Genomic DNA, 21527 nt, shown 5'->3' with positions numbered 1-21527 from the left:
ACTCCTAGTTCTCTTCCACGTCAACAAGGTGCTTGACCTTGAAGACCATGCCACGGATGGACTCGTTGTCAGGCTGCTCCACGACGTCGCCGATACGGCGGAGGCCGAGGGCTGCGCACGTGGCCGTCTGATCGTGCTTGACGCTCGCGACGGCACTCCTCACGAGCTTGATCTTGAGGGTCTTAGCCATCGTTAGTTCTCCTTCCCGACGAACATCTCGGCGACGGTGATGCCGCGACGGTCGGCGGTGTCTGCGGGGCTCGACAGGCGCTTGAGACCGTCTGCAGCCGCCTTGATGCTGTTAAGCGAGTTGGACGTCCCGAGCGACTTCGAGAGGACGTTCTTGATGCCAGCGAGCTCGAAGAGCGGACGAACCGGGCCGCCGGCGATGACGCCGGTACCCTCGATTGCCGGCTTGATGAGTACGCGACCGGCACCGAAGTGCCCGATGACCTCGTGGGGGACGGTTCCGGTGTCAGTGACGGGCACCTTGAACATGTTCTTCTTCGCGTCGTCTACGCCCTTCTGGATTGCCAGGGGCACCTCGGCTGACTTGCCCATGCCGAGCCCGACGTTACCCTTGCCGTCACCCACGACGACCATCGCGACGAGCGAGTAGCGACGACCGCCCTTGACGACCTTGGACACGCGGTGGATGAAGACGACGCGCTCCTGAAGATCGGAGTCCTCGTTGCGCCTTTGGTTACGAGCCATGTGATTCCTCCTAGAACTTCAGACCCGCGGAGCGGGCGCCGTCAGCGAGTGCCTTGACACGACCGTGGTAGATGCGGCCGCCGCGGTCGAACTTGACCTCGGTGACACCTGCATCCATCGCACGCTTGCCCACGAGCTTGCCGACCTTCTCGGCAGCCTCGCAGTTCGAGCCGACCTTGCCGTCAGCCTTGATCTCGGCGTCGAGCGTCGAGGCGGTGCAGACCGTCTTGCCGTCGACGTCATCGATGATCTGCGCATAGATGTGCGCGTTCGAACGATGCACCGAGAGGCGCGGGCACTCGGCGGTGCCGCAGATCTTCGAACGGACCCTGCGCTCGCGGCGCTTGAGCCCGGCCTTCTTTGCCTTCTGCTTGTTCATTCCCTAGCTCCTTCTTCACGCCGCCACCTGACGGGGTGACGGACTTGCGACGTGGGACGATGCGCTACTTGGCAGCCTTGCCGAGCTTGCGACGGACATGCTCGCCCTCGTAGCGGATGCCCTTGCCCTTGTAGGGCTCAGGCGGACGCTTGTCGCGAATCTCGGCCGCGACCTGGCCGACCTGCTCCTTCGAGATGCCCTTGACGACGATGTGCGTGTTGTCCGGGACCTCGTAGGAGATGTTCTCGGGGGCCTCGACGATGACGGGATGCGAGTAACCCAGCGAGAGGTCGAGGCTCTTGCCCTTGAGGGCGGCACGATAGCCGACGCCCTGGAGCTCGAGGTTCTTTGAGAAGCCCTCGGAGACGCCCAGGACCATGTTATGGATGAGCGTGCGCGTGAGGCCGTGCTGCGAGTTGGACTCGCGCGAGTCGTCGACGGTCTCGACGATGACCTGCTCGCCCTCCTGCTTGATGGTCACGAGGTCCGAGAACGAACGGTCGAGCTCGCCCTTGGGGCCCTTCACGTGGATGCTGTTGCCCTTGACTGTCGCGGTGACTCCGGCGGGAATCTGGACAGGCATTTTACCGATACGGGACACGGTGGTCTCCTTTCCTTGTCCTGCCGTTGTTACCAGACGTATGCGAGAACCTCGCCGCCGACGCCGGCGGTACGGGCGTCGCGGTCGCACATGACACCCTTCGAGGTCGAGATGATGGCCGTTCCGAGCCCACCGAGGACGCGGGGAAGCTCGTTGGCTGCGGAGTAGATGCGCAGGCCCGGCTTGGAGATGCGACGGATGCCGCGGATGATGCGCGAGCGACGGGCACCATACTTGAGCGTGATGGTGAGCGTCTTCTGGGGCTTCGTGTCCTCGACGGCATAGCCCTCGACGTAGCCCTCCTCGCTGATGACGCGTGCGATCTCGACGAGCACCTTGCTCGACGGCATCGACACCGTAGCCTTGCCGGCGGAGTTGGCGTTGCGGATGCGCGTCAACATGTCGGCGATTGGGTCAGTAACGTTCATGCAGATTCTCCTTTGTCTGAGATGAATCCTCTGCGTCTGGTTCGGTCATGCCCGTGGCACGGTCGCCTGGACGCGGGTGCTTCAGCGCGCCGAGCCTACCAGCTCGACTTCTTGACGCCAGGAAGCTCGCCCTTGCTTGCCAGCTCGCGGAAGCAGACACGGCAGAGCCCGAACTTGCGATAGACGGAGTGGGGACGCCCACAGCGCTGGCAGCGGTTCTGGGTACGCGTGGAGTACTTAGGCTCACGGTTTGCCTTGACGATCATCGATGTCTTAGCCACAGATCCTCCTTCTTGTGCACGCCTCGGACCCTTGTCCGGGACGGGGTTGCCTGACTTGTCTCTACTTGTCTGCGAACGGGAAGTTGAAGGCCGAGAGGAGCGCCTTGCCCTCCTCGTTGGTGGGGGCACTCGTCACGATCGTGATGTCCATGCCGCGGACGTGGTCCATCTTGTCGAAGTCGATCTCGGGGAAGATGAGCTGCTCGGTGACGCCCATGGAGAAGTTACCATGGCCGTCGAAGCTCTTGGGCGAGACGCCACGGAAGTCGCGGATACGAGGGATCGCGACCGAGATGAGGCGGTCGAAGAAGTCCCACATGCGGTCGCCACGAAGGGTCACCTTGGCACCGATGGCCTGGCCCTCGCGAAGGTGGAACGTTGCGATGGACTTGCGGGCACGGCAGATGGCCGGCTGCTGTCCGGTGATGGTACGCAGGTCCGCGATGGCGCCGTCGATGGCCTTGGCATCCGTGGCAGCCTCGCCGACGCCCATGTTGACGACGATCTTCTCGAAGCGCGGGACCATGTGCGGGTTGGTATAGCCGAACTGCTTGACGAGGACGTCACGCACCTCGTCGTTGTACTTGGTCTTGAGGCGAGGGACGTACGTGCTCGCGGTCTCCTCGACCTTCTTGTCCTTCTTATCAGCCATGCTTGTTCTCCAGTTCCTAGGGTACGGGGCTTTGGGCACGGGGTTGTTGCCTCGTGCCTCCCAGACGGATGCCTGGGAGCCTGGTCCCTCCGCGACGCATGGGCAGAATACTCCCTGCAGAGAGACGCAAGTTCAAATAGTACGTTTTCCTACGCGCGATTACCAGGTCACCAGCGAAAAAAGACGTCTCTGTGGAATTCTCCACAGAGACGTCAGGAACTGACGCGCGATGGGCCGTGCCTTAGAACTCGGCGCCGCACTTCTTGCAGACGCGGACCTTGCCCTCGGTCGAGGTGCCACGGGCGACGCGAGTCGCCTTGCCGCACTTCGGGCAGACGAGCATCACGTTAGAGACGTCGATGGCCGCCTCCTGCTCGATGATGCCACCCTGCTGGTTGGCCTGGGTCGGACGCTGGGCCTTCTTCACGACGGCCACGCCCTCGACGACGACCTTGCCCTCGGCGGGGATGCAACGCAGGACCTTTGCCTGCTTGCCAAGGTCCTTTCCGGAGATGACCTCGACGAGGTCGCCCTTCTTGACGTTCATGGTGGTCACTCCTCTACAGGGTCTCGGGTGCGAGCGAGACGATCTTCATATACTTGTGGTCGCGCAGCTCACGAGCGACAGGCCCGAAGATACGCGTGCCGACGGGGTTGCCGTCCTTGTCGACCAGCACGCACGCATTCTGGTCGAACTTGATATAGCTGCCATCCTTGCGGCGGCACTCCTTGACCGTGCGGACGATGACGCAACGAACGATGTCGCCCTTCTTCACGGAGCCACCGGGGGTGGCCTCCTGGACGGCACAGATCACGATGTCGGCGAGGCCGGCATAGCGACGCTTGGAGCCGCCCATAATCTTGATGCACTTCACTCGACGGGCGCCGGAGTTATCGGCGACGGCGAGCATGGTCTCCATCTGAATCATTGGTTCCTCCGAACCTTGTCCGACCCCAGAGGTGCGCCCACGCGTGCGGCGCACATGTGTCGAAGCGGCCTACGATTGATGCAGCCTACTTGGCCTGCTCGACAATCTCCACGACGCGCCAACGCTTGGTCTTGGAGAGGGGACGGGTCTCCATGACGCGGACGGTGTCGCCAACGTGGGCGGCGTTCTCCTCGTCATGGCAGTGGAGCTTCTTGGTGACGGTAATCATCTTGCCGTACTTGGCATGGCGCTTGCGGTCGGTGATCTGGATGGTCACGGTCTTGTCGCCAGAGATGGCGGTGACGATTCCGGTACGGACCTTGCGCTGGTTGCGGGTATCGCTTTCGCTCATTTGTCTTCTCCTGCGCTCTCTACTTCGTGGCGGACGCGGCGTCCGCTGCGATCTGACGTGCGCGCATCTCGGTCTGGACGCGGGCGATGTCGCGCTTGACGGTTGTGACGCGAGCGGTGTTGTCGAGCTGGCTCGTTGCCATCTGGAAGCGCAGGTTGAAGAGCTCGGAGCGGCCTTCCTCAAGCTTCTTGGCAAGCTCGTCGTCCGTGAGCTCGCGGATCTCGGTTGACTTCATATCTACTTTTCCTCCCCGTCCTGGTCGGCGCGGGTGACGATCTTGGTCTTGATCGGCAGCTTGTACTGTGCGAGACGAAGGGCCTCCTTGGCCGTTTCCTCGTCTACGTCACCAAGTTCGAACATGATGCGGCCAGGCTTCACGACGGCCACCCACTCCTCGGGGTTACCCTTGCCCTTGCCCATGCGGGTCTCGGCGGGCTTCTTGGTGATGGGCTTGTCCGGGAAGATGGTGATCCAGACCCTACCGCCACGCTTCATGGCACGCGTCATGGCGACACGGCAGGCCTCGATCTGGCGGTTGGTGATCCAATGACGGTCGAGGGCCATGAGGCCATAGGTACCAAAGTGCAGCTCGGTGTTGCCCTTTGCCTGGCCCTTCATGGAGCCACGCTGCACCTTCCTATGTAGAACACGCTTAGGGGCCAGCATTAGTTGCCCCTCCTCTCGTTGCGGCGACGAGGACGGCTCGAGCCCTCGAGCTGAGGCTGGGGCGCGGGCTGACCAGGGAGCTTCTCGCCCTGGTAGATCCAGACCTTCACGCCGCAGGCGCCCATGGCGGTGCGAGCGGTGGCCTCGCCGAAGTCGATCTTTGCACGAAGGGTGTGCAGGGGCACGCGGCCCTCGCGGTACCACTCGCGACGGCCCATCTCGGCACCGCCGAGACGACCGGAGCACTGGATACGGATGCCCTTGGCACCGGCCTTGCGGGCGGACTGCACGGCCTTCCTCATGGCACGACGGAAGGCGATGCGCTGCTCGAGCTGCTCGGCGATGGACTGGGCCACGAGGCTGGCGTCGAGCTCGGGGCGCTTGACCTCGATGACGTCGACCTTGACCTGACCCTTGCCGACCTTCGCGATCCTCTCGAGGTCAGCACGAAGGTTGTCGATCTCGGAACCCTTCTTGCCGATCACGATGCCCGGACGGGCGGTGTAGATGGTGACGGTGACCTTGTCGCCGGCGCGGTCGATCTCCACGCGGGAGAGGGCGGCGCGCTCGAGCTTCTTCGAGAGGAACTTGCGGATCTCGAGGTCGTTGCCGAGCGTGGTGGCGTAGTCCTTGTCGGCGTACCAGCGGGAGCGCCAGTTCTCGGTGATGCCGAGACGGAAACCGGTAGGTGAGACTTTCTGGCCCATGCTTCCCCTACGCCTCCTTTCGAGGTGCGACGGTGACAGTGATGTGGCTCGTGCGCTTGTTGATACGCGATGCGGAACCCTTTGCGCGAGGACGGATGCGCTTCAGCGTGGGTCCCTCGTCGACGTGGGCCTCGGCGACGACCAGGTCGTCGGCACGAAGGCCGGCGTTGTTCTGGGCGTTGGCCACGGCGGAGCGGAGGACCTTCTCGACGTCCTCGGCGACGGCACGCTCGGAGAACTGGAGGGTCTCCATGGCTGCCTCGACGGACTTGTTGCGGATCTGGTCGATGACCAGACGCGCCTTGCGCGGGGCGACGCGGACGTACTTCGCGGTCGCGGACACGCGGTTTGTGTTGGTGCTCTTAGGCATTGTCTAGTTCCCTCCCCTACGCGGTCGGCGCGGAGTTGATCTTGTGACCACGGAAGGTACGGGTGGGCGCGAACTCGCCCAGCTTGTGACCGACCATGGACTCGGTGATGTACACGGGCACGTGCTTGCGACCATCGTGGACGGCGATCGTGTGACCGACCATCTCCGGGAAGACGGTGCTGGCGCGCGACCAGGTCTTGATGACCTCCTTGGTGCCTGCCTCGTTCTGCGCGGCGACACGCGTGAGAAGGCGAGTCTCCACGTAGGGGCCCTTCTTGAGACTTCTGCTCATTGGTTCTATCTCCTCTTACTTGACGTGTGCCGTGTGCTACTTGGTCTTGCGACGACGGATGATGAGACGGTTCGAACCCTTCTTGGGCTCGCGCGTCTTGTAGCCCTTCGAGGGCTTGCCCCAGGGCGACAGCGACGGACGGCCGGAGGTGTGGTTCTTGCCCTCGCCACCGCCGTGCGGGTGGTCGACAGGGTTCATGACCGTACCGCGGACGGTAGGACGGACGCCCTGCCAACGCGTACGACCAGCCTTGCCGCCGGAGATGTTGGAGTGATCGGCGTTGCCGACCTCACCGATGGTGGCGCGGCAGTCGAGAGGCACACGACGCATCTCGGAGGAGGGCATGCGCAGGACGGCATAGCCGCCCTCCTTGCCCATGAGCTGGATGGAGGTACCGGCCGAGCGGGCGATGGCAGCCCCCTTGCCAGGCTGGAACTCCACGGCGTGCACGAGCGTGCCGACGGGGATCTCGGAGAGCGGCATGGCGTTTCCGGGCTTGATGTCGACGCCGACGCCGGAGACGACCGTGTCACCCACGGAGAGGCCCTTGGGCGCGAGGATGTAGCTCTTGGCGCCGTCCGCATAGTGGAGCAGCGCGATGCGCGCGGAGCGGTTGGGGTCGTACTCGATCGTGGCGACCTTCGCAGGCACGTCGTCCTTGTTGCGCTTGAAGTCGATGCGACGGTACTGACGCTTGTGGCCGCCGCCCTGGTGCCTGGTGGTGATGCGACCATTGTTGTTGCGGCCAGCCTTGTTGGGCAGCGGCTCGAGAAGTGACTTCTCGGGGGTGTCCGTCGTGATCTCCGCGAAGTCGGAGACCGTCTGGAAACGCCTGCCTGCACTGGTCGGCTTGAGGTGCTTGACTCCCATAACCTGTTCCCTTCTGTTTCCGTTGGCCAAACCCGTTGAGGGATGGGCCCTTGGGCCGAACGGGTTGACGCCGGATTACCACGGTACCGCGCGTATCCATAACACGTACGGCACCACTCCTGTCCTCCCCGAGTGGGGAGGACACTGGATGCTGACTTACTCCTCGGCGGCCTTCTGGTTGCCGAAGATCTCGATGGTGTTGCCCGGAGCGAGGGTCACGATGGCCTTCTTCCAGGAACGGGTGTTACCGAGCGCATAGCGGACGCGCTTCTTCTTGGGCTTGACCGACATGGTGTTGACCTTGGTGACGGTCACGTCGAAGAGCTTCTCGATCGCGTCGGCGATCTCTCCCTTCGAAGCGGCAGGAGCCACCTCGAAGGTGTACTTGTTCTGGCTCATGAGATCGAACGAGCGCTCGGAGACGATCGGCTTGACGATGACGTTGTAGACGGAGTTCATTTAAGCGAGCACCTCCTCGAGCTTGGTCGCGACATCCGCGCACATGAGCAGGGCGCCGTTGTCGATGAGGTTGTATGCGGTGGCCTCGCCGACGCCGATCACGTTGATGCGGGCGACGTTGCGGAACGAGAGGTACGTGTTGATGTCGTCATCGGACACGACGACGGTCACGCGCTTGCCCGTGAGGCCAAGGGCCTCGAGCAGGGAAGCGGCCTGCTTGGTCGACGGCTTGTCGAAGCCATAGGCGTCGACGACGAAGAGCTCGGAGTCAGCGAGCTTGCCGGAGAGCACGGAGCGCATGGCAAGCTTGACCTCCTTGTTGTTGGTACGACGTGCGTGGCTGTGCGGGGTGGGCCCGAAGACGACGCCACCGCCGACCCACTGGCCAGCACGGATGGAGCCCTGGCGGGCACGGCCGGTGCCCTTCTGGCGCCAAGGCTTCGCGCCGCCGCCGGAGACCTCGGAGCGACCCTTGGTGCTATGGGTGCCCTGACGGAGGCTCGCGAGCTGGCAGGTGACGACCTGGTGCGTGACGGGAATGTTCGGCTCGATGCCGAAGACGCTCGAGGAGAGCTCGGCCGTCTTGACCTTCTTCCCCTCCGCGTTCTTGATTTCGATCTGTGACATCTTGTTCTCCTTGGTAGCCTAAAGGTTGTGAGTTGTGATGAGGCCCTTAGGCCATGCGGATCGAGACGAACGCGTTCTTGCCGCCGGGCACGGCGCCCTTGACGAGCATGAGGTTCTGCTCGGCGTCGACACGGACGAGCTTGAGGTTCTTGACGGTCACGCGCTCGTTGCCCATGTGGCCGCACATATGGAGGCCCTTGCGGACGCGCGCGGGATAGGCGCACTCGCCGATGGAGCCAGGACGGCGCTGGTTGCGGCAGCCGTGCGTCATGGGGCCGCAGGCGAAGTTCCAGCGCTTGATGGTGCCCTGGAAGCCCTTGCCCTTGGAGGTGCCCGTAACGTCGACGGTGGTGACCTCGGAGAAGTCAGCGACCGAGACGACGTCGCCGACGTTGTGCTCCTCGCCGGAGACGGTCTTGACCTCGCGGAGGAAGCGGCAGGGCTCGACGCCAGCCTTCTTGAAGTGACCCGCCATGGGCTTGTTGACGTGCTTTGCAGAGATATCCCCGAAGCCGATCTGGACGGCGTCATAGCCGTCGGTGGCCTGGGACTTGACCTGCGAGACGACGCAGGGGCCTGCCTGGATGACCGTGACGGGCACGACGTTGTCGTCCTCGTCGAACACCTGGGTCATCCCGATCTTGCGGCCGAGAATGGTGCTGACCATACGCGTTCCTTACCCTCGGCGGTCATGGGACCTGTCGGGGCGCACCCTGCGCCCTTCCCCAGCGGACCGCAACCGATATGCTGCCTCGGGCCATACCACACCCAAAAAAGGGCAGCCGTACGAGTGTACACTCGCACGGCTGCCCAATCAACGCGATAAACAGGAATTACCAGTCTTCCGAACCTCTCCACATTCGAGAGGGGCCTACGACTCCTAGAGCTTGATCTCGATCGCGACGCCCGCGGGAAGCTCGAGGCGGGTGAGCGAGTCGATCGTGGAGCTCGTGGGGTCAAGGATGTCGATGAGACGCTTGTGCGTGCGCATCTCGAACTCCTCGCGAGAGTCCTTGTCCTTGTGGGGCGAGCGGATGACGCAGTACATATTGCGCTCGGTGGGCAGGGGGATGGGGCCCGAGACGCGGGCGCCCGTCTTCTGCGCGGTGTCGACGATCAGCTTGGATGACTGGTCGACCACCTCGTGATCGTAGCCCTTGAGCCGGATCCTGATCTTCTTCTGGGTAGACAACTTGGTACCTCCATCGACGAGCCGCAATGGCTCAACTGATTCCTGTCGTTATGCGTTGCCGCCGGCCTTGCTGACGATCTCGTCAGCAACGGCCTTGGGAACGGGCTCATAGCTCGCGAACTGCATGGTGTAGTTGGCACGGCCCTGCGACTGCGAACGAAGGTCGGTCGCATAGCCGAACATCTCGCCCAGGGGCACCTTGGCGCGGATGACCTTGGCGTTGCCGCGGTCCTCCATGCCCTCGATCTTGCCACGACGGCTCGAGAGGTTGCCCATGACGTCACCCATGTACTCCTCGGGCGTCTCGACCTCGACGTCCTCGACGGGCTCGAGCAGGACGGGATCGGACTTCCTGAGGGCGTCCTTGATGGCCATGGAACCAGCGATCTTGAAGGCAGCCTCGGAGGAGTCGACCTCGTGATAGGAACCGTCGACGAGCTTGACGTGGATGTCCATCACCGGGTAGCCGGCGATGACGCCCGTCTGGAGCGCCTCCTGGATGCCCTTGTCGATGCTGGGGATGAACTCCTTGGGGACGACGCCGCCGACGATGGCGTTCTCGAAGACGTAGCCGCTGCCCTCCTCGCCCGGCTCCATGTCGATGATGGCGTGGCCGTACTGGCCACGACCACCGGACTGGCGGATGAACTTGCCCTTCGGCGTGCTCGACGGCATGGCCCGCGGTCTCACGGTAGGCGACCTGAGGCTTGCCGACGTTGCAGTCGACGTTGAACTCACGACGGAGACGGTCGACGATGATCTCGAGGTGCAGCTCGCCCATGCCGGCGATGATGGTCTGGCCGGTCTCCTGGTCGGTGTGGACCTGGAAGGTCGGGTCCTCCTCGGCGAGCTTGGCGAGGCCGACGCTCATCTTGTCCTGCTCGGCCTTGGTCTTAGGCTCGACCGCGACGTCGATGACGGGGTCGGCGAACTGGATGGACTCGAGGATGATGGGGTGAGCCTCGTCGCACAGCGTGTCACCGGTACCCGTGTCCTTGAGACCCACGGCTGCGACGATGTCGCCGGCGTGGCAGGCCTCACGGTCGACACGGTCGTTGGCGTTCATCTCGAGGATGCGGCCCAGGCGCTCGCGCTTGTCCTTGGTGGCGTTATACACGTAGCTGCCGGCCTCGGCATGGCCCGAGTAGACGCGGAAGTAGGTGAGCTTGCCGACGAAGGGGTCGGTCATGATCTTGAATGCCAGCGCCGAGAAGGGCTCGTTCGCATCAGCCTTGCGAGTGATGGTGTTGCCGGTCTTGGGCTCGGTACCCTCGACGTCGGGCACGTCGAGCGGGCTGGGGAGATAGTCGACGACAGCGTCGAGGAGCTCCTGGATGCCCTTGTTCTTGTAGGCGGAGCCCACGAAGACGAGGTTGAGCTTGTTGGCGATGACGCCCTTGCGAAGGGCCGCCTTCAACATGTCGACGGGGATGTCCTTCTCCTCGAGGGCGAGCTCCATGACCTCGTCGGAGAAGTCAGCGGCCGCGTCGAGAAGCTCGCTGCGCTTGGTAGCCGCGAGCTCGGCGAACTCGTCGGGGATGGTGTCCAGGGGCTCAGGATAGATCATGCCCTTGTCGTCTTCCTTGAAGTCCCAGGCGGTCATCGTGACGAGGTCGACGAGACCCCAGAACTTGTCCTCGGCTCCCATGGGAATCTGGGCCGCGACGGCAGGTGCGCCCAGGCGATCCTTCATGGTGTCGATGGCATGGAAGAAGTCCGAGCCCACGCGGTCGTACTTGTTGATGAAGGCGATGCGGGGGACGTTGTAGTTGTGGGCCTGGCGCCAGACCGTCTCGGACTGGGGCTGGACGCCTGCGACGGCGTCGAAGACCGCGACGGCACCGTCGAGGACGCGCAGCGAGCGCTCGACCTCGGCCGTGAAGTCGACGTGACCCGGGGTGTCGATGATCTGGATGACGTGGTCCTTCCAGAAGCACGTCGTAGCAGCGCTGGTGATGGTGACGCCGCGCTCCTGCTCCTGGACCATCCAGTCCATGACGGCAGCGCCGTCGTGGACCTCGCCGATCTTATGGGTCTTGCCGGTGTAATACAGGATTCGCTCGGTGGTCGTCGTCTTGCCGGCATCGATGTGCGCCATGATGCCGATGTTACGCATGTCCTTGAGCTTGTACTTGCTCTGTGCCATGGGTTTCTACTCCTCGGTCAAGATGGTCTTAGAAGCGGTAGTGCGAGAACGCGCGGTTGGCCTCTGCCATCTTGTAGAGGTCCTCACGGCGCTTGACGGAGGCACCGACACCGTTGGAGGCATCGATGATCTCTGCGGCCAGGCGCTCGGCCATGCTCTTCTCCTTGCGGGCGCGCGAGAAGGTGACGATCCAGCGGATTGCCAGCGTGGTCGCACGACGGGAGTTGACCTCCATGGGCACCTGATAGGTGGCGCCACCGACACGCTTGGGCTTGACCTCGAGCGTAGGACGGACGTTATCCATGGCCTTCTTGAAGACGGTCAGGGCGTCCGACTCGGTCTTCTCGGCCACGATGTCGAATGCGCCATAGACGATGCGCTCCGCGGTGGCCTTCTTGCCATCGAGAAGGACCTTGTTGATGAGCTGGGTCACCAGACGGTTGTTGTAGACGGCGTCAGGCGTGACCTCACGACGGACTGCTGCTGCACGACGCGGCATGTTTGTCTCCTCAGTGCTTGGACCCCGGGGCCGTATGGCACTCCGGGCAAAATCGGATGATTAGGTCTGGCCAGCTAGTCGCGCTTGGCGCCGTAGCGGGAGCGGGACTGCTTGCGGTCGGAGACTGCAGCGCAGTCGTAGCAGCCACGGATGATCTTGTAACGGACACCGGGGAGGTCACGGACGCGGCCGCCGCGGAGCAGGACGATGGAGTGCTCCTGGAGGTTGTGGCCCTCTCCGGGGATGTAGGCCGTGACCTCAATGCCGTTGACGAGACGGACACGGGCGACCTTGCGGAGTGCCGAGTTAGGCTTCTTCGGCGTGGTGGTGAAGACACGGGTGCAGACCCCGCGCTTCTGAGGGTTATGCTTGAGAGCGGCATTCTTGGACTTGGCCTTGGTGGTGACGCGGCCCTTACGGACGAGCTGGTTGATGGTAGGCAAAGCTTCTCTCCTTCGTACCTATCGAATGATCCTACATGCGTGAAGGCGGCACAGCACGACACCGCCCCGAATTGGCGCGAGAAAGAACTTTACGCGCCGACACCTGCGCTGTCAAAACGCCACGGTACCGGGCGTATCCATATCACGCTTTTACCACATTCCGACTGACGGGGAAACGGACTGCCCGATGCGCCATGCGATGGCCCGGAGGGAAGCCCAGCGGCTGCGTTAGCCGTTCGCCCTGCAAGGACGGCCGCGCTTCTTTGGCCTCAAGGCCTCGGCGCCCTCGCGACGATATTGGGAGCACCAGCGGAAGAAGGCGCTCTTGCTCTCGATGCCGCCCTTCTTCATGGCCTCGTTGACCGAGACGCCGTCCTCGACGTGAGCCTGTACGGACGAGAGCTTCTCGTCGTACGTGTAGTTCCTCCTGTGGTCGATGCTATCCATGAGTCTCCCATGTTCAGCGTGCCTGCCTTGACGTGCGTACGATCCTTGCCAGCCTGACAGACCCAACATATCCTCATACGCAGTATATCTTACGTTCTTTATATCGTGAGGTAAATCGCGAACATGCATTCATCTCAAATGTTGTCGTCTTGTAATCACGCTGGTGAATACCTGCTGAAGGAAATGCCAGTCTTTCGTATTTCAGTAACCCATGGTCATGGACCAGGCAATACCTTGGTTCTCACATATATGCAGAACACGGCGGGAGCCGTTGAAAACCAGCTCCCGCCGTGTTCGTGGTCACACCATGCGACGTGAGGCTACGCCTCGTCGTCGTCCGCGCTACCGAGAGCGTCCTCATGACGCACGACCTCGGTCAGGAGATCATCGAGCGAATCGATGTCCTCGTTGATGACCTGGGTGTCCTTGGACTGCTTCTTGTCGTCCCCTCCGATGAGCTCGTCATCGAAGTGGTGCTTGGAGGGCGCAGCAGGCACCAAGCATGACGTCGTTGTCCGCATCGGGGCTGAACACCATGTTGAGGAGCTGCGAGAGGTCCTCGTCTGCAGCCATGTCGTCCTCAGGGCTCGAGGATGTAGAGGAGGTTGTGGCTCTCGAGGCCGTCGCGAAGCTCCTCGATGGCCTTCGCGCCGATGCCATCGATACGAAGCAGGTCGTCCTCGGTCTTGCCGATGAGGTCACCGACGGTCTCGATGCCGACCTCGCCGAACTTGTTGGTCCAGCGCTGTGAGACCCCAAGGTCGTCGAAGAGGTACAGCTTGGCATCCTCGCTCGAGAGGGTCCGGCCATTCTTGGAGTAGACGCCGCCCAGACCGTAGTCGTCGCCGACCCAGTCAAGCTGCTGCGGGAGCTGCTCCTCGATGTCCTTGAGCTCGTCGGGGGCCCACTCGGGAAGGCTCTGCGCCATGGGCGACGTAGGCCCGTCGATGCGCTGGCCGTGATAGGTGAGCTTGACGTCGCGATAGGCGTCGAGGCCGGTGCCTGCGGGAATCTGCTTGCCCACGATGACGTTGGACTTGAGGTCCATGAGGTTGTCGACCTCACCCTTGATGGCAGCCTCGGTGAGGACGCCTGCGGTACGGATGAAGCTGGCGCTCGAGAGCCAGGAGTCGATGGAGCTGGCGACCTTGAGGGTGCCGAGAATGACCGGCTCGGCCTCGGGAGGCGTGCCGCCGGCCATCGTGACCTTGCTGACCTCGTCGGCGAAGTCGTAGCGGTCGACATACTGGCCGAGCAGGTACCCGGAGTCGCCAGGATCGGTCACCTGGACGCGGCGGAGCATCTGACGGGCGATGACCTCGATGTGCTTGTCGTTGAGCTCGACGCCCTGGGACGTATAGACGTCCTTGACCGACTCGACGAAGGTGTGCATCGTCGACTCGATGTCGGTGAGCTTGCGAAGGTTACGGAAGTTGACGAAGCCCTTCGTGAGCTGGTCTCCGGCGCGGACGTCGCAGCCATCCTCGACGCCAGGCATGAAGCGGACGGAAGCGGGGATGCGCTTCTCGGAGAGGATGCGCGAGTCGTCATCGGGGTCGATGATCTGGACGAGGTACTGCGTCTGCTCGGGCGTGACGCGGAGCGTGCCCGTGACGGAGGCCAGGTCGGCCTCACGTCCCAGGATCTTCTCGTTGACGTTGCCGACGACGTCGAACATGCGCCCGACGGTCGGCAGGCCCTGCGTGATGTCGTCGGCGCCGGCGACACCGCCAGAGTGAATCGTACGCATCGTGAGCTGGGTGCCAGGCTCGCCGATCGACTGTGCGGCGATGATGCCCACGGCCGTGCCGATGTTGACGGGACGCCTCGTGGAGAGGTCCCAGCCATAGCACTTCTGGCAGACGCCGTCCTTGGAACGGCAGGTGAGAAGCGCCCTCAGCACGACCTTCTTGAGGCCGGCATCGACCATGGCCTGGAGCTGGTCGGTCGACTCGACATAGGTGCCGCCAGCGACGATGACCTCGCCGGTGTCGGGAGCCACGATGTCCTCCAGGGCGCAGCGACCGACGAGGTCGGCGTTGAGCTCGTGGGTGCCAGGCTTCAGGAGGAGGTAGGTGACGCCCTCCTTGGTGCCGCAGTCATCCTCGCGGACGATGACGTCCTGCGCGACGTCGACGAGACGACGCGTGAGGTAGCCGGAGTCAGACGTGTGCGAGGCCGTGTCGACGAGGCCCTTGCGCGCGCCGAAGGACGAGATGAAGTACTCCAGCGGGAGAAGGCCCTCGCGGAAGTTCGCCTTGATCGGCAGGTCGATCGTGTCGCCTGACATGTCGGCCATGAGGCCACGCATGCCGGCGAGCTGACGGAGCTGCGTCTTGGTACCACGGGCACCGGAGTCGGCGAGCATGTAGATCGGGTTGTCCTCGGTGAAGCCGTCGAGCATGACGCGGCCGAGCTCGTCGGTGCACTCGGTCCAGGCGTCGACGACCTCCTTATGGCGCTCGGACTCGGCGAGGAAGCCGTTCTCGTACTGGTCGTTGATCTGGTCGACCTGCTCCTGCGTGCTGTCGAGCATGTCCTGCTTGCCCTCGGGGATGACGGCATCCCAGAGCGAGACGGACAGGCCGGCACGCGTGGCGAAGTGGAAGCCGGCGTACTTGATGGCGTCCAGGATGGGCTCGACGTCCGCGAGCTTGTAACGGTCGCAGCAGTCGTTGACGAGGCGGCCCATGTCGCTCTTGATCATCTTGAAGTTCATGAAGGGGTAGTCGGCAGGGAGGCACTGGCGGTTGAAGATGATGCGGCCGGCGGTGGTCTCGAAGCGCACCGGACCGTCGGTGACGTCATAGTCCTTGGCCTCGCCGCGAGCCTCCATGACGCGGAACAGCTTGCGTCCGTCCTGCTCGGTGTTGGCGTCGTCGGCGCTCACGCGCACCGTGACCTTCGCCTGGAGGTCGAGCTCCGTGCGGGCGTCATAGGCGTTCATGACGTCGTTGAAGTCCGCATAGATGTGGCCCTCGCCCTTGGCGCCGGCAAGCTCGGTCGTGAGGTAGTACACGCCGAAGACCATGTCCTGCGAGGGGACCGTGAGGACCTTGCCCGATGCGGGCGAGCGCAGGTTGTTGGACGAGAGCATGAGGACGCGGGCCTCGGTCTGCGCCTGCGTGGACAGCGGCACGTGCACGGACATCTGGTCGCCGTCGAAGTCGGCGTTGAAGGGCGCGCAGACCAGCGGGTGCAGGTGGATTGCCTTGCCCTCGACGAGCACGGGCTCGAAGGCCTGGATCGAGAGGCGGTGGAGGGTAGGTGCGCGGTTGAGCAGCACCAGGCGGTCCTTGATGACCTCCTCGAGCACGTCCCACACGCTCGAGCTCGAACGGTCGATGGCGCGCTTGGCACCCTTGATGTTCTCGACCTTGCCGAGGTCGACGAGGCGGCGCATCACGAAGGGCTTGAAGAGCTCCAGGGCCATCGTCTTGGGGAGGCCGCACTGGTGGAGCTTGAGCTGCGGGTCGACGACGATGACGGAACGACCGGAGTAGTCGACGCGCTTGCCGAGCAGGTTCTGACGGAAGCGGCCCTGCTTGCCCTTGAGTGCCTCGGCGAGCGACTTGAGGGGCCTGCCGCCACGGCCGGTGACGGGACGTCCACGACGGCCGTTGTCGAACAGGGCGTCGACGGCCTCCTGGAGCATGCGCTTCTCGTTGTTGACGATGATCGCAGGCGCGTCGAGGTCGAGAAGGCGCTTGAGTCGGTTGTTGCGGTTGATGACACGACGGTAGAGGTCGTTGAGGTCGGACGCCGCGAAGCGGCCACCATCGAGCTGCACCATGGGGCGCAGGTCGGGCGGGATGACCGGGATGACGTCGAGGATCATGTTGGCCGGGTCGTTGCCACCCTTGAGGAAGGAGTCCACTACCTCGAGGCGCTTGACGGCCTTCTCGCGCTTCTGCTTCTGGCCCTTGTCGTTGGCGATGATGTCACGAAGCTCGCCAGCGGTCTTCTCGAGGTCGATACCACGGAGAAGCTCGCGGATGGCCTCGGCGCCCATGCCGCCCTTGAAGTAGATGGAGTAGTACTTCTTCATCTCGCGGAAGATGGTCTCATCGGCGATGAGCTCACGCTCCTCGAGCTGCATGAACTTGTCGTAGGCCTCCTGACGGATCTGCTTGTCCTCGGCAGACTCCTCCTCGAGGTCGGCGATCTCCGCACGGATCTCGTCGTCGGTCTTGGGCTCGGCGTCATCGAACTCGTCGGCCTCGGCGCCGCCAAGCTGCGCACGGAGGTTCTCGATCTGCTCGTCGCGCTCGGCATCGAGCTGCTCGAGGTCGGCAGCCAGCTCCTCCTTGAGGTCGGCGGCATCAGCCTCGCGGCCCTCGGTATCGACGCTCGTGATGATGTAGCTCGCGAAGTAGAGGACCTTCTCGAGGTCCTTGCTCTTGATGTCGAGCAGGCGCGAGAGCGGGAAGCTCGTGGGGCTCTTGAAGTACCAGATATGGCTCACGGGTGCCGCGAGCTCGATGTGGCCCATGCGCTCACGACGCACCTTGGCGCTGGTCACCTCGACGCCGCAGCGCTCGCAGGTGATGCCCTTGAAGCGGATGCCCTTGTACTTGCCGCAGGAGCACTCCCAGTCCTTGATGGGGCCGAAGATCTTCTCGCAGAAGAGGCCGTCCTTCTCGGGCTTCAGCGTGCGGTAGTTGATGGTCTCGGGCTTCTTGACCTCGCCGTGGGACCAGCTGCGAATCTGGTCGGCCGAAGCCAGCGAGATCTTGATTGCGTCAAAGTCAGTGGTATCGAAGTCTGCCACGGTTCGCTACTCCTTCTCGTTCTGGATGTCGCCCACGAGGGACTCGACGGCAGAGGTGTCGCCAGAGGTGATCCCCCCGATGAGGTCATCGGCGGATGCGGCGTCGGCAAAGACGTCGAGCGGGTTCTCCTCGGCCACGGCACGTGCGTGCTCCTTGGCCTTGTCCTCGGCCTCGCGCTTGTAGGAGATGGGCTCGATGTCGAGCGCGAGCGAGCGGATCTCCTTGACGAGGACCTTGAAGGACTCGGGGATGCCAGGCTTGGGGACGTTCTCGCCCTTGACGATGGCCTCGTAGGTCTTGACACGGCCGTTGGTGTCGTCGGACTTGACCGTCATGATCTCGTGGAGGACGTTGGCCGCGCCGTAGGCGTAGAGGGCCCAGACCTCCATCTCGCCGAAGCGCTGCCCGCCGAACTGTGCCTTGCCGCCCAGCGGCTGCTGGGTCACGAGGCTGTACGGGCCCGTGGAACGGGCATGGATCTTGTCGTCGACCATATGGCCGAGCTTCAGGATGTAGCTCGTGCCCACCGTGATCTTGTCGCGGAACGCCTCGCCGGTACGGCCGTCGTAGAGCGTGGTCTTGCCGGAGCCGTCGAGCTGCGGGACGAACTCGTCGCACATGTGGTCGCCGTAGTCCAGCTTGGCCTTGTTCATGAGGTTGATGTTGGAGCGACGAATGCACTCCGCGACCTCGTCGCCCGTGGCACCGTCGAAGACCGGGGTGGCCACGCGGATGGGACCCGGGACGTAACGCTCGGACTTGTCGGACTCGGTGTCCCAACCGCAGCGTGCGGCCCAGCCGAGGTGGCACTCGAGCAGCTGGCCCACGTTCATACGGGAGGGGACGCCCAGGGGGTCGAGAAGGACGTCGACAGGCGTGCCGTCCGCCATGTAGGGCATGTCCTCGACGGGGAGGATGCGGCAGACGACGCCCTTGTTGCCGTGACGGCCGGAGATCTTGTCGCCCTGCTGAATCTTGCGGCGCTGGGCCACGAAGACACGAACGAGCTCGTCGACTCCGGGCGGGAGGTCGTCGCCGGCCTCGCGGCTGAAGCGGACCACGTCGACGACGCGGCCATACGAGCCGTGAGGCATCTTGAGAGAGGTGTCACGGACGTCGTGGGCCTTGGCACCGAAGATGGCGCGAAGCAGGCGCTCCTCGGCCGTGAGGGCCGTCTCGCCCTTCGGCGTGACCTTGCCCACGAGGATGTCGCCAGGGCCGACCTCGGCGCCGATGCGGATGATGCCGTCATCGTCGAGGTTGGCGAGCATGTCCTCGGACAGGTTGGGAATCTCGCGGGTGATCTCCTCGGGACCGAGCTTGGTCTCGCGTGCATCGAGCTCGTGACGGGAGATGTTCACGGAGGTGAGCAGGTCGTCCTCTACGACTCGGTCGGAGATGATGATGCCGTCCTCGTAGTTGTAGCCCTCCCACGGCATATAGGCCACCGTGAGGTTGGCACCGAGCGCGAGCTCGCCTTGGTCGATCGAGGGGCCGTCGGCCAGGGGCTGGCCCTCAGCCACGTGCTCGCCGGCGTGCACGACGGGACGGTGGTTGATGCAGGTCGACTGGTTGGAGCGCTCGTACTTGGGGAGGTCGTAGCGCTCGTCGCCATCGGCGGTGGCCACGACGACATGCGCCGCGTCGGCCTCCTTGACGTCACCCTCGTGCTCGGCGCAGATGATCTCGCCGGAGTCGAGCGCAGCACGGCGCTCGAGGCCCGTGCCCACGAGCGGGGCATGGCTGGTGATGAGGGGGACGGCCTGACGCTGCATGTTCGCGCCCATGAGGGTACGCTTGGCGTCGTCGTGCTCGAGGAACGGGATGAGGCAGCCTGCCACGGAGAGCAGCTGGCGAGGCGAGACGTCCATGAAGTCGACGTCCTCCACCGGGCACTCGGCAGGTGCGCCGAAGACGCCGTCGTAGCCCATGGTACGGGCGACGATGCGCTCGGGGTTCACGAGCTTGCCACCCCTGAGCTCGACAAAGGCGCCGGTCTTGGAGTCGATGGGCGTGTTGGCGGGAGCGATGACGTGCGTCTCCTCCTCGTCTGCGGTCATCCAGACGATGTCATCGGTGGCCTTGCCGGCGACGACCTTGCGATACGGCGCCTCGATGAACCCGTAGGGGTTCACGTGCGCATAGAGCGCGAGCGAGCCGATGAGGCCGATGTTGGGGCCTTCGGGGGTCTCGATCGGGCACATGCGCGAGTAGTGCGAGTTATGGACGTCTCGGACGGCCACCGGCACGTTCGTACGACGGCTCGAGCCGGACTTGTGACCGGCGAGGCCGCCAGGGCCGAGGGCGGAGAGTCGACGCTTGTGCGTGAGGCCGGCAAGGGGGTTGGACTGGTCCATGAACTGCGAGAGTTGGCTGGAGCCGAAGAACTCCTTGATGGCCGCCACGATCGGGCGGATGTTGATGAGGGACTGCGGCGTGATGTCGTCCACGTCCTGCGAGGCCATGCGCTCGCGGACCACGCGCTCCATACGGCTCATGCCGATACGGAACTGGTTGGCGACGAGCTCGCCCACGGTACGCACGCGACGGTTGCCGAAGTGGTCGATGTCGTCGACCTTGCAGGTGGGGTCGCCCGCATGAAGGGCCAGCAGGTACTGGAGGGCCGAGACGATGTCCTCGTTGGTGAGGACCGTCTCCTTGGCGTCGATGTCGAGGCCGAGCTTCTTGTTGATCTTGTAGCGACCGACCTTGGCAAGGTCATAGCGCTGCGAGTTCAGATAGAGGCCCTCGATGAGCGAGCGCGCGGAGTCGACCGTGGGGGGCTCGCCGGGGCGCTGACGGCGGTAGATCTCGACGAGGGCGTCCTCTCGCGTCTGCGCGACGTCACGCTCGAGCGTGGCACGCACGACGTCGGAGTCGCCGAGGAGGTTCAGTATCTCATCGTCGGTGGTCGCGATGCCGAGGGCACGGAGCAGGAGCGTAGCCGACTGACGACGCTTACGGTCGATGGACACGACGAGCTCGCCGCGCTTGTCGACCTCGAACTCGAGCCAGGCACCACGCGCGGGGATGAACTGGACGCGATGGACCTCGACGCCGTTGTCCATTCCCTCGGCGAAGTAGACGCCAGGGGAGCGGACGAGCTGAGAGACGACGACGCGCTCGGTACCATTGATGATGAAGGTGCCTCGGTTGGTCATGAGCGGGAAGTCACCCATGAAGACGAGCTGCTCCTTGATCTCGCCGGTCTCCTTGTTGACGAACCGGACGTCCACGAGGAGGGGAGCCTGGTAGGAGATGTCCTTGGCGCGGCACTCCTGGATGGTGTGCGCTGGGTCTCCAAACTGGTGCTCGCCAAACGTGATCTCCATCGTGCCGGCGGCGTTCTCGATCGGGCTGGACTCCTCGAAGGCCTCGTCGAGGCCCTCGTCCATGAAGCGTTCGAAAGACTCCTTCTGGACGCGGATGAGGTTCGGCAGCTCCATGGCCTCAGGGATCTTGCTGAAGCTCACACGGTCGGAACTCGTGGACGCGGAGGTGGTAGTGGAAGACTTTGCGGTACGCACCAGGCATTTCCTCCTTCAAGACGGCATAACGCGGCAGTTGTCGCAAACTAGTAATCTATCGAAGCCGGGCTCCCTAGTCAACGAAAAGACTTGACTTCCTCGCCATCTTCAACTAGATTTCCGTACTTTTAGGCATAAGCGCTGCACAGACTCCCTCCTCGACACCTGTGGAGA

General features: G+C 63.7%; 26 protein-coding genes and 1 pseudogene. All 27 read right to left on the bottom strand.

From position 1 onward, the window contains the following. Positions 1–4: 4 nt before the first annotated feature. The 27 genes and pseudogenes from rpmD to LKE50_02950 all read right to left on the bottom strand — a co-directional run bounded on the left by rpmD (position 5) and on the right by LKE50_02950 (position 21272). Positions 5–190: a 50S ribosomal protein L30 gene (rpmD, locus tag LKE50_03080; protein MCH3967595.1), complete on the bottom strand. Its 186-nt coding sequence runs from the start codon at positions 188–190 to the stop codon at positions 5–7. 2 nt (positions 191–192) lie between these two features. Continuing rightward, entirely contained in the window at positions 193–714 is a 522-nt protein-coding gene (rpsE, locus tag LKE50_03075; protein MCH3967594.1) for a 30S ribosomal protein S5, read from the bottom strand. Positions 715–724: 10 nt separating this feature from the next. Beyond that, on the bottom strand, positions 725–1093 hold the full coding sequence (gene rplR / locus LKE50_03070; protein ID MCH3967593.1) for a 50S ribosomal protein L18: 369 nt from the start codon (positions 1091–1093) through the stop codon (positions 725–727). A gap of 64 nt (positions 1094–1157) precedes the next feature. Beyond that, positions 1158–1694 carry a 50S ribosomal protein L6 gene (gene rplF / locus LKE50_03065; protein MCH3967592.1) on the bottom strand — a complete coding sequence of 179 codons (537 nt, stop codon included), beginning with the start codon at positions 1692–1694 and terminating at the stop codon, positions 1158–1160. Positions 1695–1723: 29 nt separating this feature from the next. Beyond that, positions 1724–2122: a 30S ribosomal protein S8 gene (gene rpsH / locus LKE50_03060; GenBank protein MCH3967591.1), complete on the bottom strand. Its 399-nt coding sequence runs from the start codon at positions 2120–2122 to the stop codon at positions 1724–1726. Between the two features lie 95 nt (positions 2123–2217). Next, positions 2218–2403 (bottom strand): type Z 30S ribosomal protein S14, encoded by a 186-nt coding sequence (locus tag LKE50_03055; protein ID MCH3967590.1) that lies wholly within the window; start codon positions 2401–2403, stop codon positions 2218–2220. Positions 2404–2464: 61 nt separating this feature from the next. Then, positions 2465–3055 (bottom strand): 50S ribosomal protein L5, encoded by a 591-nt coding sequence (gene rplE / locus LKE50_03050; GenBank protein MCH3967589.1) that lies wholly within the window; start codon positions 3053–3055, stop codon positions 2465–2467. A gap of 241 nt (positions 3056–3296) precedes the next feature. Then, positions 3297–3602, bottom strand: a complete 306-nt coding sequence (gene rplX / locus LKE50_03045) for a 50S ribosomal protein L24 (protein MCH3967588.1) — start codon at positions 3600–3602, stop codon at positions 3297–3299. Positions 3603–3615: 13 nt separating this feature from the next. Then, on the bottom strand, positions 3616–3984 hold the full coding sequence (rplN, locus tag LKE50_03040) for a 50S ribosomal protein L14 (protein MCH3967587.1): 369 nt from the start codon (positions 3982–3984) through the stop codon (positions 3616–3618). A gap of 85 nt (positions 3985–4069) precedes the next feature. Next, positions 4070–4336: a 30S ribosomal protein S17 gene (gene rpsQ / locus LKE50_03035; protein ID MCH3967586.1), complete on the bottom strand. Its 267-nt coding sequence runs from the start codon at positions 4334–4336 to the stop codon at positions 4070–4072. Positions 4337–4355: 19 nt separating this feature from the next. Further along, positions 4356–4571 carry a 50S ribosomal protein L29 gene (gene rpmC, locus LKE50_03030; protein MCH3967585.1) on the bottom strand — a complete coding sequence of 72 codons (216 nt, stop codon included), beginning with the start codon at positions 4569–4571 and terminating at the stop codon, positions 4356–4358. Between the two features lie 2 nt (positions 4572–4573). Further along, positions 4574–5002, bottom strand: coding sequence for a 50S ribosomal protein L16 (gene rplP / locus LKE50_03025; GenBank protein ID MCH3967584.1), 429 nt, complete (start codon positions 5000–5002; stop codon positions 4574–4576). Then, positions 5002–5709: a 30S ribosomal protein S3 gene (rpsC, locus tag LKE50_03020; GenBank protein MCH3967583.1), complete on the bottom strand. Its 708-nt coding sequence runs from the start codon at positions 5707–5709 to the stop codon at positions 5002–5004. Before rpsC ends, rplP begins: the two co-directional genes overlap by 1 nt. A 7-nt stretch (positions 5710–5716) precedes the next feature. After that, positions 5717–6079, bottom strand: a complete 363-nt coding sequence (rplV, locus tag LKE50_03015; GenBank protein ID MCH3967582.1) for a 50S ribosomal protein L22 — start codon at positions 6077–6079, stop codon at positions 5717–5719. Between the two features lie 16 nt (positions 6080–6095). Then, the gene (gene rpsS / locus LKE50_03010; GenBank protein ID MCH3967581.1) at positions 6096–6371 is read right to left on the bottom strand and encodes a 30S ribosomal protein S19; all 276 of its coding nucleotides are present in this window, start codon (positions 6369–6371) and stop codon (positions 6096–6098) included. A 36-nt stretch (positions 6372–6407) separates the two neighbouring features. Next, positions 6408–7241 (bottom strand): 50S ribosomal protein L2, encoded by an 834-nt coding sequence (gene rplB / locus LKE50_03005; GenBank protein ID MCH3967580.1) that lies wholly within the window; start codon positions 7239–7241, stop codon positions 6408–6410. Between the two features lie 156 nt (positions 7242–7397). Beyond that, positions 7398–7700 (bottom strand): 50S ribosomal protein L23, encoded by a 303-nt coding sequence (rplW, locus tag LKE50_03000; GenBank protein ID MCH3967579.1) that lies wholly within the window; start codon positions 7698–7700, stop codon positions 7398–7400. Then, complete coding sequence (rplD, locus tag LKE50_02995) at positions 7701–8327, bottom strand: 50S ribosomal protein L4 (GenBank protein ID MCH3967578.1); 627 nt, start codon at positions 8325–8327, stop codon at positions 7701–7703. A gap of 46 nt (positions 8328–8373) precedes the next feature. Continuing rightward, the gene (gene rplC, locus LKE50_02990) at positions 8374–8994 is read right to left on the bottom strand and encodes a 50S ribosomal protein L3 (GenBank protein ID MCH3967577.1); all 621 of its coding nucleotides are present in this window, start codon (positions 8992–8994) and stop codon (positions 8374–8376) included. 213 nt (positions 8995–9207) lie between these two features. After that, positions 9208–9519 carry a 30S ribosomal protein S10 gene (gene rpsJ / locus LKE50_02985; GenBank protein MCH3967576.1) on the bottom strand — a complete coding sequence of 104 codons (312 nt, stop codon included), beginning with the start codon at positions 9517–9519 and terminating at the stop codon, positions 9208–9210. Positions 9520–9567: 48 nt separating this feature from the next. Then, positions 9568–11665 (bottom strand): annotated as a pseudogene (fusA, locus tag LKE50_02980) (elongation factor G). Between the two features lie 28 nt (positions 11666–11693). Continuing rightward, a complete protein-coding gene (gene rpsG / locus LKE50_02975) occupies positions 11694–12164 on the bottom strand; it encodes a 30S ribosomal protein S7 (protein ID MCH3967575.1) in 471 nt (156 codons plus the stop codon). A 74-nt stretch (positions 12165–12238) separates the two neighbouring features. Next, positions 12239–12607, bottom strand: coding sequence for a 30S ribosomal protein S12 (gene rpsL / locus LKE50_02970; GenBank protein MCH3967574.1), 369 nt, complete (start codon positions 12605–12607; stop codon positions 12239–12241). 228 nt (positions 12608–12835) lie between these two features. Further along, positions 12836–13054, bottom strand: a complete 219-nt coding sequence (locus LKE50_02965; protein ID MCH3967573.1) for a transposase — start codon at positions 13052–13054, stop codon at positions 12836–12838. Between the two features lie 320 nt (positions 13055–13374). Continuing rightward, the gene (locus LKE50_02960; GenBank protein ID MCH3967572.1) at positions 13375–13551 is read right to left on the bottom strand and encodes a hypothetical protein; all 177 of its coding nucleotides are present in this window, start codon (positions 13549–13551) and stop codon (positions 13375–13377) included. Between the two features lie 83 nt (positions 13552–13634). Then, positions 13635–17825: a DNA-directed RNA polymerase subunit beta' gene (locus LKE50_02955; protein ID MCH3967571.1), complete on the bottom strand. Its 4191-nt coding sequence runs from the start codon at positions 17823–17825 to the stop codon at positions 13635–13637. 6 nt (positions 17826–17831) lie between these two features. Next, positions 17832–21272, bottom strand: a complete 3441-nt coding sequence (locus LKE50_02950; GenBank protein ID MCH3967570.1) for a DNA-directed RNA polymerase subunit beta — start codon at positions 21270–21272, stop codon at positions 17832–17834. Positions 21273–21527 lie beyond the last annotated feature (255 nt).

The organism is Atopobiaceae bacterium (assembly GCA_022483015.1).
In the GTDB taxonomy this organism is placed as follows: Bacteria; Actinomycetota; Coriobacteriia; order Coriobacteriales; family Atopobiaceae; genus JALCUE01.
The sequence above is the reverse complement of the archived record's forward strand: the minus strand, read 5'-3'. Positions and strand labels throughout refer to the sequence as shown.